The sequence below is a fragment of the Paenibacillus sp. ISL-20 genome (assembly GCF_018613005.1).
In the GTDB taxonomy this organism is placed as follows: domain Bacteria; phylum Bacillota; class Bacilli; order Paenibacillales; family Paenibacillaceae; genus Paenibacillus_AQ.
In genome coordinates this window covers 304904-322386 of record NZ_JAGGRD010000024.1, presented here as the reverse complement: position 1 = coordinate 322386, position 17483 = coordinate 304904, and the positions used below count along the sequence as shown (strand labels likewise).

Genomic DNA, 17483 nt, shown 5'->3' with positions numbered 1-17483 from the left:
AGTTAAGAGAGCGGAAGAAGGCTTTAAAGAGGGCCTAAAGGACTTAGCGGCAGCAGGCAGTCAATTTGCTCAAATGTTTAAGGGAAGACAAACGGCACTGGCAAATGGTGCCCCGATGCCAAATGTTAGCTTCTTTGAGAAGTGGATGCCGGATAAAGTTCCTCAACGAACCAATGTACAGATGAATTATGACAAGGCTATGAAGGAGATCGAGGAGGAAGCGGCGAAGAAAGCAGCTAGGGGTGCTGATGAAGCTATTCCAGAATTGCCAAAGAAAAAACCTGAGGGGACGGGTAAAGTTGCTGAGGTTTCTCTTAAGTATGATAATGCAATGCCAAAACGTGAATTCGAGAGAAAGGCTAACAAGCTAAAAGAATTAGGTGAACGAGGTCTATTGTATAAAGCACAAAATCCTGTTCCAAGGGACCCTGCGGTTACAAGGCAATATCGGCAAGATATGATAAAAAGAATTTGGAAACAATATGGACAGAATAATCCTGCGTTTGGTAAAAAATTAATAGACAGGATAACGAAACGCATGCAACCAGACCATGTTTGGGAACTACAGTTGGGTGGACCAGATATTGTTGAAAATTTAAAATTCTTAGATTCTTTCACTAACTGGCATATTGGTGTTAAACAAATTAGACCACAAATTAAAGACTTACCTACTGGTACAAAGATTAAAATTAACATTGAGATGGGGGAAGGTAGATGAATGAACGGTTAAAATCTATAATAGTGAAAGTAAAAGAAAAACTAGCGGCTGAACCTGATAGTATAATTTATGGTGAATTGAATGAAGGCTTCACAGACATAAAGTTCGACAAGGATTATCTTAAACAGTACTTTGAGTTCTTAACTGAATCCGATGGTGCAAGACTTGGAGCAGTTGATTTATGGTCATTTGATGAATTATCTTCACATCAGTCTCGTGTATCTGAATTCTTTGGAGGAACAGAAAAATGGTTTGAAGTTGGACAAGTATTATACGAGCCTTTAGTAATTGAAAAGAGTTCTGGACAAGTATACTGTTTCTATCAAGGACATCCAGCTAGGGTGGGACAAACTTTAGGAGATTTTAATTTTTTTCTGCTTAACTACGTTTTTGGTAGAAAATACGAGGAACTCGTACCTGATGCTCAGTTAGAAGAATGGTATCAATTTCTCAAAAAAATAGGCTTAGCATAATTATTTCTTGGGAAGGCTACTTCAGTAACGAATGAACCCAACATTCATCCAATTTCAAGTAACGTATGGATATTTATCCATTGATTGTACGCAATCAAATGTTTTAATTTTATAATCTAAGTAACACATTGAACAGGTTGATTATGGTCAATACCACCATGATTGACCTGTGTTTTTGTTATCTTTGGGACGAGTAACAAATTAGTCAATAAATTGAAGATGAAAGAGACATCAGTCATAACTTAACATGGCGGTTGAAAGGAGACTGGAAGTCAAGTAACTAGAGCGTACTGGAGGTTTGAGTAAGATGGATTTTAGATTATCAGTTGGTTCTAATTTGCCTAGAGAAGAACTGGGGAAATTGCTCTACGATATGTTATGCGAAGTATTGTTTGTTGAATTAATTAATTATGAGGCAGAGGTATGGGATCGAACTGGTACACAATACGTAAGTGTCGGTTGCACATATTTTTCAATGAGCAGTAATTTAGATTATGAGGATGAATATATAGAACGTTTTCGAGAAATGAATCTCGAAGATCATGGTGTGGATACAAACGTTCGTATTAGTATTCAATTTATAGCACGTACTTTTGATCTTGGATGGTTAAAGTTACTCGAAGTTATTGGAAAACTACTACAGTTGAACGATAATGATTTGGTTGTTGAAGACGATACTTCATACCCACTAATAAAAAGAATTAAAGGGCGTTTACAGATCAATAATCATTCAGATGAATATCAAGCCAATTATTTGACTAAAGAAAATCTAGCACTATTGAATTACCCTTATGAAGAAGATTTTTTTAAAGATAGTGGAGAATAGAAGGTAAATTCCTCCTGTTTGTAGAATGACATCAGAGTTTGTAAATTATCGTTTATTACAACCAGCAACGCCACAATGCGAGCTAACTGCCCATTGTGGTATTCTTTTTTCATTTGCCGCTATATCTTAAGTAACACAAGCTTGCGGCTTAATATAGGGTTAAACTCTATTACCGAGAGTAGGATGAATGCGGAATCTTAATCAGAGAAAAACAAGAGCCAATAGTTTTTGAAAAGGAAGTGATTACAAAATATGACCTAGAAGCTTGAAAATATAGCTGTGAGCCATAACATTCTTCGTGAATAAATTTTTGATAATAAAAGCTGTTATAGCTAGATCAATAATAGTCAAATTGAATTCAAAAGATTCGATGGATGTTGTTGTAGCTTATTTTGAGCCGAAGATGGGCTGTATTCGTCCCTCTTTTATTCACACAGAGAATTGTTGTGAAGCGTTAAGTCTTTTTTACTATCTGATCGACTTGCCGAGTCGTTTCGGGCAACCGATATTTCGGCGATAGTTTGAGTATCCAATGACAGGGAGTGGTTAAGGATATCCGATGACCTATAGAAACAAAGATAGGATTAATATTTTTCTGAGTTCTCAATACATTCCCGATGATTTCACAATTATCGATTAATGGTGACTGTGCTCCCCTATGTTGTTCTTCGGGTTCTCCATAATTGTCTAACAGCTTAGTTTTCCCAAAACCAATTGTAGGAAAATCATAAAGAATCCCTAAATGACAGGCTAATCCAAACCGTCTAGGGTGGGCAATACCTTGTCCATCGCAAACGACTAATTGAGGGATGGTCTTTATCTTTTCAAATGCTTTGATAATTGGAGGAAATTCTCTGAATGAAAACAAACCTGGGATATATGGGAATTGAACCGTATCTTTAAACAACTGACTCTACTAATTTCAATGTATCTGGTTCTAAAATGACAATCGCTGCAATTAATTGGTCATTGGTTTTGTTGTAAGCAACGTATACTCCCGCAAAGTGGATGTGATCGAATGAATCTTCTCTAATGACTTTTCGGGCTAATTCCTGTTGTATCTTCCATTTCAGATATATTCCATCGATGCTGTTCAACTGTCTCCACTTTTAGTCCTCCAAGTGTTAATAAATAATGTAAATATTATAACAAATATTTCATTATGATTCAGTCCGCTTTCTTTTAAAGGGGATGGGAAAAGTTTTGGGTATGCCACCTATCATCCAGTCTCGAATAAATATTAGTAGAGATGGATAGAGCATGCTGTAGACAGACATTTATAATGCTCCCATGGGTTGAGACACGGGAGGGGAAAAATAAGTTTCACCTAATACTTCAAAAGAACTCTTGGAGGTTTCTACAAAATGGCTCATAGTTATGAAGAATACTCAAAAAATATAAATGAGACGTACAATGAATATAAAGAAGATGAAAAAATGAGTAACAAGGAGGCGATTGCAAGAACATTTAATGAATATGATATGTCAATGAAAAAAAGTGAGGCAGATAAAGCAATCATTAGTATAACAATTGCAGAGATTTTAGTTTCTCACTTGAGAATTTTGAACACTTTCAAAGTTTATATGATGGAAACGTTATCCCAATTAGATTTTAAATTAATTGAACAAGAGAAAAAATTAACGCGTGAACAATGCATCGATTTACTCTTTCGTAAAGAGCAAGCACTTAAACAATTAGAACAAAAACCGTCGGAATATTATCCGAGGGTATGTTGGTACTACGAAGAATTGACAGACAAAGTTAATAAATTTTTTAATAATCAAATGAATTCAGGAGATGTGAACGAGGAAGAAATAGTTGCTAGCTTATTTCAACGTTTTGAACGAGATTGTAAAAATACACTAAGTGAAAAAAAATCGTGTACACAACAATAGCTGAAAACCTGTTAAAAACTGATTACACGCAAATAGAAGGGTTACAGAGGATTAAACAGGAGTTACAACTATTCAATGTAGAAGATATTCGTGAAGAGCAACTAATAGAAGAGGAGAAGAACAAGCTAGCAATTCGAATAAATAACGTGCTAGTTCAATTAAATAATGTTGAATAAACGAATGAGTTAAATGTTCGTAATAGATGGATTTACAACCCCAACAACAGATCGTACAATACAATAAACCAAATACTAAACAACTCAAACAACACTTGATAAATTTTCAAAGGCTTATTCCAACTTAACGGTAAGGAGAATAAGCCTTTTTAATATGAAAAAACAAAGAAAAGTTAGTTGCTGCCTGAGGAGCATTTGACGGTATTATAGGAGAAATGCTGAGTTCAATGCATAGGAAAGTATTCATGGTAGCGCGTCAATATACGAGCAATTGAAGCCAAATCAGATGATAGCTAATTTGAAGCGATCAGTTCAGTAGAAAATAGTAACAGGGAACCTGTCGGCCACAAACGCTGTATGCAAAGGACTAGAAACGATAGGATACAAACCGAATCCGGGCGAACGAACAATCGAGAAGGAGTACTATAAAGCTCAGGAGCAAAAAAACGAGAGGCATTGCATGAAAAAGCAGAGGACAACTCAACTTTCGGATGGTAATCTTTCAACAATCAAGACGAGTACACTATTCCCTGAATTATGGTCAGATGAAAAAATAAATGATAGTATTGCCAGAATAGGAGATGGAGCAATATTGCACAGAGGCATCGTTGATGGTATGCAAGTTGAGGTTATTAATATTGGCGCTGTGTAGTAAGTGGTTATCCGACACTGGGAAGACTCTTTTCTCTATTTGCGGATGAAGTCCGTGATCTGGGCTTTCTCTAGCAACTCATGATTGTTTTTGTCAACTAATGGAATGGATCTCTGGTTTACCAAGGTATATTAAGGGTTTGTTCGGAGTTTTAAGCTGCGAAAGTTGAGAATTTTGTAAAACATGCTTTCGCTTGTTGCAACAATGCGAAGGAATCAATATAGTTAAGTGTGACCGTATTTTTCCAATCCAAGGAGTAATATGAATGAAGGTAATTCTCGTAGATGACGAACCGTTGGCCTTGAAGTATTTAGAACGTCAGTTGTTAAAACTGGATACCATGTCTATAGATGTAATCGGTACATATACGAATCCCTTTGAAGGACGAGACGAAATTCTTACTAGGGACGTTGATATCGTGTTTTTGGATATCAGCTTGCCGGAATTAAACGGCATTGAGCTGGCAGAGCAGCTGCTTGAGCAGAAGCCTCATCTCTGTATTGTATTTGTGACGGGGTATCACGAATATGCAGTCACTGCCTTTGAATTGAATGCCGTAGACTATATTGTTAAACCTGTCCAGCTTGATCGAGTCGCCAAAACGATGGAGCGTTTGCGAGGCCGCATTGCGTCCAGACCGGAAGAGGTTATGGAGTCCGATCGAAACATTCGGATGACGATGTTCCGCCAGGTTATGATCGAGCAGCCGAATGAGCAGGGGCAATTCGCGCTGCTTCATTGGCGGACAACCCGAGCTCAGGAGATATTCATTTATCTGCTTCAGCATAGAGGACAGCTTGTAAGAAAATCAGCATTGATCGATATGTTATGGCCGGATTTTGACATGGATAAAGCCTATCCTCAGCTGTACACGGCTATTTATCATATCCGAAAAACATTGGAGCCTTATGATACCCGCTTCCAAATCACCAACACGACAGAAGGCTATGTGCTGAATATGGAAGGCGTGCAGTTGGACATTGAGGAGTGGGAGAACTGGTTCATGTCAAATCCCTCCGTGTCGGCTGAATTGATTGAGCGACATATTGAAATGATGAAATTGTACACGGGAGACTACCTGCAGGAATATGACTATTGGTGGGCAGAAGGAGAACGTCAAAGGCTGAAGGAGTTGTGGCTTAGCGTTTCTTTATCCATGGCGGAATGGTATGTGGATCAGGAACGCATCGATGAAGCCATATTATGCTACTTCTCGATCCAGAGGCAGCACTCCCTGGAGGAGAAGGCTTATTTTTCATTGATGAAAATATATGCTTTGCAGGATAATCCGGCCCAGGTGCACCGTCAATTCAGTCTTCTGTGTCAGGTGTTAGAAGATGAGATGGGCGAGGAGCCAAGTCCTTACATTGTGAAATGGTACGACGAATGGAGCAATGGAATCCAAGTCAGCACTATTTAAATAGATGAAATAGCCAAGCGCGCATTCGATATGAAATCACCGGTTGTTCGACCGGTGATTTTTTGTATCTTGTTGCCCAATTTTATGGTTCTCCCGGTGTTGTTCAGAAATTGTAGAGGACGGTCTCCTATACTGTGGAATGAACCATAACAATCGGGAGGTACATGATTCGGTTATGAAATTCATTCGGAAATTTAAGGAATCTTCGCTGCATAAGGCCATGGGATTGGAGCTTGGAACGTTTCGGGAGTTCGAGCTTGATGCGGAGAAGGACCTCCAGCATTGCAGAGGCTTCTATGTTCACTTCAACGGCAAGCGGATTGGCATCGTTGCTACTGATGAGGGTCCGGTATTTCTGTGTGGTCAGGACAAGTACTTGCTGGATGAGCGTACCGTTCATTTTTTGTTGCAAAAAAATGCCGAGGTTAATACATTTATCTTTATGTGGGACGGGGGAGTGAAACTCCAAATCCCTTATTTGCGGTCGTTGATCGAGTACAACGGAAAATGGGTGGATGATTCGATTTTCGACTTTTTTTCGTGGATCTATGAGGCATCCGGGAGAAAAAGATTCTACTCTTATTATACGGTGAAGTATGTATCCGCTGCGGAATTATGTCCGTACCAGCCGCTGCAGCGCCCAGGCAAGACATTATCGTTTGTATAGCGGCCTGACCAGATCTGCTTATTTATTGGGCTTTATGGAAAAGGAACAGACAACAGCTCCGTAACGATGTAAAATAATGGACAGTTGTGCAGTGTTGTTGATTTTTTACAATATGTAATAAGGGACTGTTATTATTGTCGACCTATTCCAACTCGAAATCGAAACCGATCTCCGGCAGAAGGCTGCTGGGGATTACTTTTCTGTTTATTGTCATTTTACTTTCCGTGCGGTTGGCGTATTTTAAAATCATCATGATCCCTGAGGAAGTTCCGTTCCAGCAAGGCGTACTGGATCTTCGGGATTGGCAGGCGGATGACCGCAATACGGTTGCGCTGAACGGGGAATGGGCCTTTTATCCGAATCAATGGATGGGCCCGGATAGATGGTCTCAAGGGGAGCGGCAGCCTGCCGCCGATCCGCGCTGGATACAGGTTCCCGGTCCATGGGAAAGCGTAAACGAGAACGGGAACCAAATGGGCTTCGGAACCTATCGTCTCAAGCTGCTCGTACCGGAACGGAACGTAACTTACGGCCTCTGGATTACCGATATCCGTACAGCCTATCGTTTGTACGTCAATGGTGAGTTATTGTACGAATCCGGACATCCCTCCGATACGCCGGAGATCCATGTGGCAAGAAACGTACCCCATGTCGAACTCATCCCTCCGGCTGCCGGGAATGAGCTGGATATCATCCTGGAAGTGAGCAATTATCAATATGCTGACTCAGGCGGGATCAAGCTGCCGATCAAATTCGGGACAGCAGAAGCGGTGATGAAGGGGAAAGCGTTCTCGGAGAACATGCAGCTGCTGGTCTGTATTGTGCTATTTCTTCATGTCATGTATGTCTTAATCTTGTATCTAATCGGCTATCGGAACAAAGGCCTCTTTTATTTTGCAGCTCTTATACTGTTTACGCTGCTGGCCACGCTGGTTGACGACGATAAGCTCCTGCTCGTTTGGCAGCCTGCTATCCCTTTCGAATGGTCAGTGAAGCTTAAGGTTGTTGCTTATGTGGCTTTATCATTATGTTTGATTCTGTGTACCAAGCATCTGCTCCGACCGAAAATCAAAGAGGGATTTTACCGGGCCTATACAATCCTTGTGGTTGCGTATGCCGTGGCCTATTTGCTGCTTCCGTTTCATCTGATGGTGCATCTCTCTACTTATTTATCATTAGTGTTAATAAGTTCGGTGCTGTTCCTGCCTTCGATTGCCAGGAAGGCGGTCAGCGAGCGGACGGAAGCGGCCATATTTATCTTGCTGTCGGCGGTTGCCGTTTCCTGCAACATTATCGTAAGCGGAATTTTAAGGTTCCGGTATTTTAAGGAGCTGCCGTATTACCCGATTGACCTGATCGTGGCGTTTCTCGGATTTGCTTCCTTCTGGTTTATCCGGTTTACCCGAAACGCTGTCGTGCTGAGGGAACAGGCAGAGCAGCTGAAGCAGGCAGACAAGATGAAGGATGAATTTCTGGCAAATACGTCCCATGAGCTGCGAAATCCGCTGCACGGCATGATTAATATGGCGCAAACGCTGCTGGAACGCAAGGGGAGTTTGCTTCAGCAAGAGGATCGTGGCCACCTGGAGCTGATTACCGGCATTGGCAGGCGGATGTCGCTATTGTTGGATGACTTGCTGGATGTTTCATTATTGAAGGAGAAGCGGATCCGGCTGAATGTGCAGAGCGTCCATCTCGGTTCGACTGCTCAAGGCGTGCTGGATATGCTCCGTCCGATGGCGGAGGGCAAGCAAATCGAGCTTGTATGCGAGATTGAGGATGACTTTCCCAAGGTATGGGCAGATGAAGGCCGTTTGGTTCAGATTGTATTCAATCTGATTCATAATGCAATCAAATACACGGAGTCAGGCCGAATCGCGGTGACTGCCGATGTTGTTGAGGGAAGGGCCTGCGTCCACGTTCTTGATACAGGGATGGGGATGGACGAGGAGACATTAAGACGGGTATTCCTCCCCTACGAGCAGGGAGACTCCAGCTTTGCCGCAGCGAGAGGCGGCTTGGGGCTTGGGCTCAGCATCTGCAAGCAGCTTGTGGAGCTGCATGGAGGGGAGCTCTCCGTGTCATCCGCTCCGGGACAGGGGAGTTCCTTTACGTTCACGCTGAAAATGGACGATATGATGAGGCAGGAGGATACGGATAAACAGGAGTTTATGGCCGACTCCTCGGCTTCAAATTCAGAGAAAGAGAAGGAGAGGCTATCTAACATGTCAGATAAACACGAACAGGATGATGCCGAATCCGAGGCTAAGAAGCGTTCTCGTCAAAACGATGGCAGGCTGCTCATCGTAGATGACGATCCGGTTAACCTAAAAGTTATCCATCATTTGCTTGAAGACGAAGGGTATCAGATCGTGACCGTTACCCGGGCTGAGGAAGCCCTTCAATTATTGGAGCAGGGAGAATGGGATCTCATCATATCTGATGTGATGATGCCCCAGATGTCAGGATATGAATTGTCCAGGACGATTCGGCAGAGGTATATGATATCGGAGCTTCCGATTCTGCTGCTGGCTGCAAGAAATCGGCCTGAGGATATTCATATGGGCTTCATTTCCGGAGCTAACGATTATTTGATTAAACCGGTAGACCATCTGGAATTAAAAACAAGGGTACGCGCACTGCTGGAGCTGAAGCGCTCTATTAAAGAACGGCTGCATATGGAGGCAGCTTGGCTCCAGGCTCAAATTCAGCCGCATTTTCTGCACAATACCTTAAATTCGATCGCTTCTCTTAGTGAGATTGACCCTTCCCGGATGGTTGCGCTGATTGGCGAATTCAGCCACTATCTGAGAGCCAGCTATGATATCAGCAACTTGGAACGTTTTATCCCGCTGGAGCAGGAGCTGGGCTTGGTTCGCTCATACCTGTACATCGAAGGGGAGCGGTTTGGGGAACGGCTGCGTGTCCGTTGGCATATTTCCGAGGAAGTCGCTGTTCAGCAGTGGAAGCTTCCCCCTTTGACCATGCAGACGATTGTGGAGAATGCGGTCGTTCACGGAGTATTGGCACGAACCCAGGGAGGGACCGTAACCATCCGCATCGTAAGTGAAGCTGAATCGGCCAAGGTCATTATCGCGGATGATGGTGCCGGGATGGATCCCGAGAAGCTCCGCTTGATGCTGGGAAGCGGACAGCGTGCCGGCAAGGGAGTCGGTCTTATGAACACGGATCGGCGTTTGAAGCAAGTCTATGGGCAAGGGCTCATGATTGACAGCACAAGGGGCAGAGGAACTACCGTGTCGTTTGTCATCAGGAAGATGGCATAATGAAAGCCTAGGCCTATTAAACCTATAGTCTTTAAATCTTGGACGAATGCTTGAGGTATGGGTTAGGATGTAGAGATAATGATCCATGTACACTATTTCTTTGGGAAGAAACGGAGACGAAGCTTGTTGATGCCAAAAATAATGCTTGCGTAACCGAATGCCCGGTCTTGAATCCGGATCCACAGCCGGTCTTTGTTACCCATGAATACAAAACTCCATTTTCCCGTAAGAGCTGGAAATGGCAATACCGAATCAAATCAATAATATAAACGTCGGACAATTGATGGCAATATGCACTGATGATGGGCAGTATGCACTGATGATGTGGTGCAAGATGCACTGATCCTATGCGGACAGGAGGTTCGCTATTTACCAAAAACTGCACACAATTCAAGGCTTTGCGGACACCTAATCCGTTATTCTCGGCTTTTTACTGTTTTTTGCAGTGATATGCCGGCAATAGCGGAACACGTGTCCGATTAACCTTATGTTTAGCACCTTTGCTTGCAAATAGCGGAATCACGGTCCACACGGAGTTGGTCTAATGACTGTACACCGTGCGCGCTGCTTCCTGTGCGCACGGTGCGTGGTCCGGTGCATGCTTGGATGGCTGTCGACCTTATGACAAAGAAGGCCTCTCTCGAAGCAACGTAAAGATCAATGTAAAGATCGACGGATAGTGGTGGATCATCGGGTGGATCATCAGGTTCTGGGGATTATAAATCCGTCAGAGGAATCTAGTTTCTCAAAGTGAAAATAATCAATGATTTATGGCTCAACCAACGGATACGTTTAGTTGAAATGACAACAGCGGCGGACCAAGACTTTTTACTTTGCATAAAGGTGGACCTCATGATCTCTTCTTTCTTAGCTACGATTTATAGTGTATTCCTTCCCATATCGCTGCCCGTCATCGGCGGAGCCCTGCTCAAGCGGTTCAAGGGCATTGAAACCAAAGGCTTTTCGGCCTTGTCTTTATATGTGCTGAGCCCGGCTCTGATCTTCGAGACGCTGGAGAAGGCTTCAATTACCTCGAATGAGGTCACGGTAACGGTTGCGTTCTGCTTGTTGAATGTGATCGCCCTTTGGGCGCTCAGTGCCTTCGCCGGTAAAATGCTGGGTTTGTCCCAGACAGAGAAATCGGGCCTCGCCTTGACCACGATTTTTACCAACAGCGTGAATTACGGGCTTCCTCTCGTCCTGCTTGCTTTCGGGCAAGCAGGGCTGGATAAAGCATCGGTGTATGTCATCGTGCAGATTATCATTATGAATACATTAGGGGTGTACCTGGCAGCTAGATCTCATTTCTCGGCTGTGAAGGCGATCAAATCGGTATTTACTCTCCCCTCGGTCTATGCGGCGGCACTCGCCGTCCTCTTCCGGTTGACGGACTTTCAGCTTCCAGACGGGTTGAATACCGGCGTTTCCATGCTGTCCGCGGCTTATGCGCCTCTGGCTCTGGTCATACTGGGCGCCCAGATGGTTGGGGTTCGGGAGGGTGGGACTTCTGCCGTCTCAAAGCGTGGATTCTGGTCGGGCATGGCGATGCGAATGCTGGTGGGCCCATTGGTGGCTTGGGGCTGGCTCGCGATTTTATCCATTGAGGGAACCTTGTTTGCGGTTATCCTGATTTTGTCGGCGATGCCTGCAGCCGTGAATGCAGTAATCCTTGCTGAGCAATACGATGCCGCGCCCAAGCTGGTATCCAGGTGCATACTGTGGACCACGCTGGCTTCCTTTATCGTTCTGCCTGCCATGATCGGCTTTTTCTAAGCTTGCCATCTCCTAACCTGAAGATTGGTTCAATCCCAAGACGTGTGTGTAAAGAGTAGTAAGCGTCAAGAGATAACCGTCATCTGCAACTAAAGAATCGGATGGAGGTGGAGACTATGAGCAGGCAGCGAGATCGAGACGTGGAGATAGAGACCCGAAATATCGAGGAGCGTAACGACTCCAGCAGGGTAGCATCTACGTTAATTAAGTATGTGGCTTATCTGATTATCTTCTTTGGATTCTTGTATTTTCTTATCAAATACGTATTTCCGATGTTCTAATTGGAGCAGATGGTATTCGTTAAAAAGCCTCTCTTTCGTGGTACGCGAAAGAGAGGCTTTTTATCATGGATTGGCTTTTTTTCATATTAAGCTTCACCTTCTAGTCAGGCGATTCACCTAACCTCGAGCAATCAGCTTTACTTCGCACCTGGGATCATTAAATCCTCTAGTTTGGTCTCTTCATTAGACCAGTTGGCAAGCAGTTCCTGAATATACCGGATGTCCGAATCGTCCGGATCATAAAAGTAATCGCCGCGGATCACTAAATCTTTTCCCTTCAGCATGTAATTCTCAAACGTTGGTGGGGAGTCGTTAAAAAATAGGTTTTCGCCCAGATTGAGAATGAAATCGGAGTTTAAGTCCATCGTAAGATTGCTGCCACCGATACGAATCAACTTCGGGATCTTGGTTATATTTTTCAATTCAAATACCCGATCCATTAAGGAACTGAGGAATATACGCTGGCGCATGGTGCGGTTGAAATCCGAATCTTCCCGGTATCTGACATAATTTAATGCCTCTGTTCCATCGTAAATAAGCTTGTTGGGCTCGATCCGCAGTTTGATATGATTGGCGCTTTTGTTCTCGATAACTTTATCGATGGGGAGTTGAATCCCATCCAATGCATTGACGATATCCGTTAATCCGTGGAAATTGATGGCTGCATAATAATCGACAGGGTGCTGAAACAGATGCTCAACCGTATCAATGGCCATTTTTGCTCCGCCGTGGGCGTAAGCTGAGTTGATTCTGGAGGTGACTCCCCTGCCGATGACTTCAGTGTAGGTATCCCTGGGAATGGAGACAAGCAATATTTTATTAAGGTCAGGTCGGATGATAGAGTAGATGATTGTGTCGGAGCGGGCAGGCTCGTCCTCGCGTTGATCAACGCCCAGAAGCAAGACCGAGAATGGCTTCGTCGCCTCCACAACAGGGTCGGGCGAATCAGGACCCACGGGTTTGTAGGAGCGGTCTAGTGTATCTTTGATATCTTTCGCAAAAAAGGTGTGAAAAACCATCCAGGACAATTCTTTTCTGAAAATATAGCCTAGTCCGCCTAAGAGAATGAGTATAGATAAGGATATTCCTATCCATTTTTTGAGCTTGATATGGCGTTTAGGCTTTCGAGGACGTCTGATAGAATACGTTTCGTTTCGATTTTGGCTGGGATCCATGGATTTCCTCCTTGAATGTTTTGGATCATGTAGGATGCCTGGATTATGTCTAAATAGGGTTATTTTACCAACACATGTTGTGATCATTATAGTGAAAAACTCAGGAAAATCAACATATAATTACATTAAATTCCATAATTATTTTGAGATTGTATATTAAACACCTGATTTTGGCTTATGGGACGGCGGCTTCACCGTTGACTTTAGGGGTTAATGTAACTATGATGGTTACATGATAGTCATCTGAAGATTTGGTCGGTCAGGAGGGGTCACATGAACATAAGCAGCCGATTTGCAGTGGCCATTCATATTCTCTCCGTGCTGGAGATGAATAAGGCTGGCGTCAGCACCTCAGATTATATCGCGGAGAGTGTGAACACGAATCCGGTGGTCATCAGGCGTATTGTAGGCATGCTTAGCAAAGCGGGTCTGGTCGAGGTTAAGCCTGGCGTAGCGGGAGCGAAGCTGGCAAAGCATCCGTCCGAGATTACGCTGCTGGATATTTATCATGCCGTTCATGTCGTGCAGGAGGATTCCCTGTTTGGCATTCATGAGAATTCAGACGCGAAATGTTCTGTTGGCAAACATATTCAAACGGCGATCGTTCCGGTTTTTTCAGCCGCTCAGAAGGCCATGGAGAACACGCTGCATGAGGTCAATCTGGAAGAAATCGTCCGGAAAATTTGTGCCTCTGCGAATGGAACATCAAGTGAATAAACGAAACTCACACGCTCGATCCTATGCAGGATGGGCGTTTTCTTCTGGTTGAAAGTTGCAGACTCTTCGGTTCACATGTAAATTACTGGATTTGACAACGAGACTGTCCTGTAACTATAATGATTACAAGTGAGATGTAACTGATTTGATTACAAGTTAAGCCTATCGTAGACCTGAATATATGTTATGAACAAAACAAACAACTACATTCAAGGAGTGAGAATATGACAGCTATTATACATCCATCCACAAAGCTCGGACCGGTCTCTCTGCGGATCAGTGATCTGGCACAATCTGTACGCTTTTATACAGAAGTCGTCGGTTTGAAAATGCTTCGCCAGCATGGCCGTGTTGCCGAATTGACGGCAGACGGCAAGCAGCCGCTGCTGATTATAGAGGAAATTCAAGATCTGGTAAGACCGCAGACCCGGACGGCAGGTCTATACCATTTTGCGATCCTGGTTCCGAATCGGGAATCGCTCGGGCTTGCGCTTGCCAACCTGGTCAAGCATAACATTCCTGTCGGTCAAGGCGATCATCTGGTCAGTGAAGCATTGTACATTAATGATCCGGACGGAAACGGCATCGAGATTTATGCCGACCGACCAAGGGATACCTGGAAGCGTGATGCCAAAGGGGAATATGTGATGACCACAGATCCTGTTGATGTAGAGGGACTGCTGGCTCTCTCCAAGGACAAGGAATGGTACGGACTTCCTGAAGAGACGGTTATCGGGCATGTGCATTTCCATGTGTCCAACCTGCACGATGCCCACGTATTTTATTGCGATGTTCTGGGTTTTGAGTTGACAGCCCATTATGGCGGCGCTGCGTTGTTTATATCCGCAGGAGGATACCATCACCATATCGGGCTCAATGTTTGGGCAGGAATCGGTGTACCGAACACGCCAAGGAATGCTGCGGGTATGGAAGATTATACGATTGAATTTCCTAGCGATGAGGAGCTTGAGGCGGTAACCGGCCGTATTCGTGAGGCGGGGCTGCGTCTGGAACAGCGCGATGGCGTCTGGGCCGTTCAAGATCCTTCGGACATCTGGATCCGGTTGGTTGTTGCTTAATAATATAAGTCGAAGAAGCCTGTCCGCTATGATAGCGGGCAGGCTTCTTTACTAGATATCACCGTAATCTTTATCTGGGGGCTATAACCGATCTAATTCTCCCAGCGTACGAAGCATGAACTCCAAGATATTCGGGATATCTCCCATCTGTTCTTCGTTGATCCTGCGAGGAAAGCGCAGCTCGATCGTGTTGTGAAGCGATACCGCATCATCGCTGTAGGTATACCGGATCGTTTGCAGCGGGGGAAGCTCCGGATTCCATATCTCCTTCATGATCTGGGCGATCGCCGGACACGCTATGGAAGCATCAGCGATGTTTATATGAAAGCGGAGCTTCAGCTCGCAGGCTGGCTGACCTTCCGGAATTTCCAAGATCTCGGCCGCCAAATCCCGAAGCCCGGTCTCCAGGCAAATTTCGGCCGAAGTTGTGGATGGCGTAGCCAGCTCGAACCGGAGGCTAAAACTTCTGGACAGCGTCGCCATATCCAGGAGATCCTTCCGATCGGTAACGCGAACGATTTCATCGAGGTTGTCGAGATCATAGACCGCATTCTCGATGCCAACCTTTAAATTTTCGAATATCGTCGGGTCAAACATTAAGGCACATCCTTTGAACCATAATGATAGTACATACGATTGTGGATAATATATCATAATTCAGCTGTTTAAGGGGAACATGCTTGTTGTGCTATAAGTCGGGACCTCTCAGTGTGATTTCCTTCATTTTATAACAGTATTGCCTAATCGTATCATCGTTGACTCGTGCTCGGTTTCCAGTTTGCGTATAACCATAAAATCGTAGGGCAGCAAGATTGACCCACGGGTAAAAATCATGATAGTATGGAAAACGAATAACAGTAAAATTAATTTTACCGGTAAAATATACGGAGGTGTTAAAATAAAAATGACAGGTGTCTATAGAATTAAATCCCATGAGCAGCTCAAAGCGATTGCCGATCCCCTGCGTACCAAAATACTGATGAATCTCGTGAAGGATGCCTACACTGGACAGCAGCTAGCCGAGATACTGGACATTACGCGGAACAATATTTACTTTCATCTGAAAGAGCTGGAGAAGCACGGCATCATTCATGTGGTCCGAAAGGAAGAGAAGAACGGTATCGTGCAGAAATACTATCGCGCCGTCGCAAGCCGCTTCATACCGGAAGATCATTTGCTGCCAAGCCTGGATTTGGTAGAAACGTCCAGACAGGTGTTTATGGAGACACTCGAGGTTACTCGAACGAAAATTGAGAGCGCACCGGCTTCTTCTTTTACCTTGGACAGCGCTAGCGAACAACATCGAAAAAACATTGCAGGAACCTACCGCTTTCACGCAACGAAGGAGAGCTTCCATGCCTTTGTGGACGAGTTCAAGCAGCTCATGAATAAACACTTCACGATGGAGATGGCCGAAACAGGCAGTGCGCCTTTGTCCACAGAAGAGAAGAATTACTATATGTCGTTGATCGCATTTCAAGATGATCAGGAGGATATCACCATTCGATAATCCTTGATGGGGGAGTAATTACATATGGAGAATAATCAATACAACGTCGTTATCGATGATGCATGGTTTACCGTATCGCAGCTGGATGAGACCACATTTGCGATCAGCGAATACGGACATTGGGAGAAGGTGCATTCGTTTCTGTTGATAGGAAGCGAGCATGCCGCACTGATTGATACGGGACTTGGCATCGACAACATGAGGCGGATGACGAATCAGCTGACAGATTTACCTGTTATGGTGCTAACCACGCATGTTCACGCGGATCATATCGGCAGTCATGGGCAGTACGGAGAGATTTATGTGCATGAGGCTGAGGAGGACTGGCTCGTCAGCGGAATTAAGAAGCTTTCCATTGAACAAATCCGCAAGGACATATCACGCGATATCACGAGACCTGTACCGTCTTCCTTCGATCCGGCAATCTATACCCCTTATCAGGGCCAGCCGGCCGGTATTCTCCGGGATACAGACGTCATCGAGCTGGGCGGGCGGAGCTTGGTCATTTACCACACACCGGGCCATTCTCCCGGACATATTGCGGTATTTGATATAAACCGAGGTTATTTGTTCACAGGGGATTTGTTGTATGATGAAACGCCGGTATATGCTTTTTATCCAACGACAAGTCCGGAGGATCTCGTAAACTCGCTGGAGCGGATCGCGAATATCGATGGTGTAAAGCGAATCTACGGTTCTCACAATACGCTTGGGCTGGATCCGGCATTGCTGTTCGTGGTGAAAGAAGCCGTGCAAGAGCTGCGGGAAAAAGACCTTGTCCGATTTGGGACGGGCATTCACAGGTTCAACGGATTTTCGGTTCAATTTTAATAG

At 44.4% G+C, this 17483-nt stretch carries 15 protein-coding genes and 3 pseudogenes; 15 read left to right on the top strand and 3 right to left on the bottom strand.

The features are described 5' to 3' along the window. From J7E85_RS16035 to J7E85_RS16025, 3 genes and pseudogenes are all read left to right on the top strand, one after another. Positions 1-718 (top strand): annotated as a pseudogene (locus tag J7E85_RS16035) (hypothetical protein); the annotation flags it as partial. Then, positions 715-1191: a hypothetical protein gene (locus tag J7E85_RS16030; protein ID WP_215159349.1), complete on the top strand. Its 477-nt coding sequence runs from the start codon at positions 715-717 to the stop codon at positions 1189-1191. The pseudogene J7E85_RS16035 and the gene J7E85_RS16030, both read left to right, overlap by 4 nt. Positions 1192-1498: 307 nt before the next feature. Beyond that, positions 1499-2017, top strand: coding sequence for a hypothetical protein (locus J7E85_RS16025; protein WP_215159347.1), 519 nt, complete (start codon positions 1499-1501; stop codon positions 2015-2017). A gap of 454 nt (positions 2018-2471) precedes the next feature. On the opposite strand, the pseudogene nfi reads toward J7E85_RS16025, so the two are convergent. Beyond that, a pseudogene (nfi, locus tag J7E85_RS16020) lies at positions 2472-3085 on the bottom strand (deoxyribonuclease V). A 296-nt stretch (positions 3086-3381) separates the two neighbouring features. Between nfi and J7E85_RS16015 the strand changes: the two are divergent. The 8 genes and pseudogenes from J7E85_RS16015 to J7E85_RS15985 all read left to right on the top strand — a co-directional run bounded on the left by J7E85_RS16015 (position 3382) and on the right by J7E85_RS15985 (position 12168). Next, positions 3382-3912: an Imm3 family immunity protein gene (locus J7E85_RS16015; protein WP_251035741.1), complete on the top strand. Its 531-nt coding sequence runs from the start codon at positions 3382-3384 to the stop codon at positions 3910-3912. 636 nt (positions 3913-4548) lie between these two features. Next, positions 4549-4740 (top strand): EndoU domain-containing protein, encoded by a 192-nt coding sequence (locus J7E85_RS16010; RefSeq protein ID WP_215159345.1) that lies wholly within the window; start codon positions 4549-4551, stop codon positions 4738-4740. A gap of 14 nt (positions 4741-4754) precedes the next feature. Then, positions 4755-4909: pseudogene (locus J7E85_RS34065) on the top strand (IS4 family transposase); the annotation flags it as partial. 96 nt (positions 4910-5005) lie between these two features. Beyond that, a complete protein-coding gene (locus J7E85_RS16005; protein ID WP_215159343.1) occupies positions 5006-6160 on the top strand; it encodes a response regulator in 1155 nt (384 codons plus the stop codon). Positions 6161-6335: 175 nt separating this feature from the next. Beyond that, positions 6336-6827: a hypothetical protein gene (locus J7E85_RS16000; RefSeq protein WP_215159341.1), complete on the top strand. Its 492-nt coding sequence runs from the start codon at positions 6336-6338 to the stop codon at positions 6825-6827. 134 nt (positions 6828-6961) lie between these two features. After that, the gene (locus J7E85_RS15995; RefSeq protein WP_215159339.1) at positions 6962-10114 is read left to right on the top strand and encodes a hybrid sensor histidine kinase/response regulator; all 3153 of its coding nucleotides are present in this window, start codon (positions 6962-6964) and stop codon (positions 10112-10114) included. A gap of 852 nt (positions 10115-10966) precedes the next feature. After that, positions 10967-11887, top strand: coding sequence for an AEC family transporter (locus J7E85_RS15990; RefSeq protein ID WP_215159337.1), 921 nt, complete (start codon positions 10967-10969; stop codon positions 11885-11887). Positions 11888-12003: 116 nt separating this feature from the next. Further along, positions 12004-12168, top strand: coding sequence for a hypothetical protein (locus tag J7E85_RS15985; RefSeq protein WP_164817510.1), 165 nt, complete (start codon positions 12004-12006; stop codon positions 12166-12168). Between the two features lie 137 nt (positions 12169-12305). On the opposite strand, the gene J7E85_RS15980 is transcribed toward J7E85_RS15985, so the two are convergent. After that, positions 12306-13187 (bottom strand): LCP family protein, encoded by an 882-nt coding sequence (locus J7E85_RS15980; protein ID WP_251035740.1) that lies wholly within the window; start codon positions 13185-13187, stop codon positions 12306-12308. Positions 13188-13616: 429 nt separating this feature from the next. Here J7E85_RS15980 and J7E85_RS15975 point away from each other — a divergent pair, with 429 nt between their 5' ends. Together J7E85_RS15975 and J7E85_RS15970 are read left to right on the top strand one after the other, a co-directional pair. Further along, positions 13617-14060, top strand: coding sequence for an Rrf2 family transcriptional regulator (locus tag J7E85_RS15975; protein WP_215159333.1), 444 nt, complete (start codon positions 13617-13619; stop codon positions 14058-14060). Positions 14061-14284: 224 nt separating this feature from the next. Continuing rightward, positions 14285-15139 carry a VOC family protein gene (locus tag J7E85_RS15970; RefSeq protein WP_215159331.1) on the top strand — a complete coding sequence of 285 codons (855 nt, stop codon included), beginning with the start codon at positions 14285-14287 and terminating at the stop codon, positions 15137-15139. Positions 15140-15220: 81 nt separating this feature from the next. Here J7E85_RS15970 and J7E85_RS15965 read toward each other — a convergent pair whose 3' ends face one another. After that, complete coding sequence (locus J7E85_RS15965) at positions 15221-15736, bottom strand: hypothetical protein (protein ID WP_215159329.1); 516 nt, start codon at positions 15734-15736, stop codon at positions 15221-15223. Positions 15737-16043: 307 nt separating this feature from the next. Between J7E85_RS15965 and J7E85_RS15960 the strand changes: the two genes are divergently transcribed. Beyond that, a complete protein-coding gene (locus J7E85_RS15960) occupies positions 16044-16649 on the top strand; it encodes a helix-turn-helix domain-containing protein (protein ID WP_215159391.1) in 606 nt (201 codons plus the stop codon). A 24-nt stretch (positions 16650-16673) separates the two neighbouring features. Further along, positions 16674-17480: an MBL fold metallo-hydrolase gene (locus J7E85_RS15955; protein WP_215159327.1), complete on the top strand. Its 807-nt coding sequence runs from the start codon at positions 16674-16676 to the stop codon at positions 17478-17480. The last annotated feature ends 3 nt before the right edge of the window (positions 17481-17483 follow it).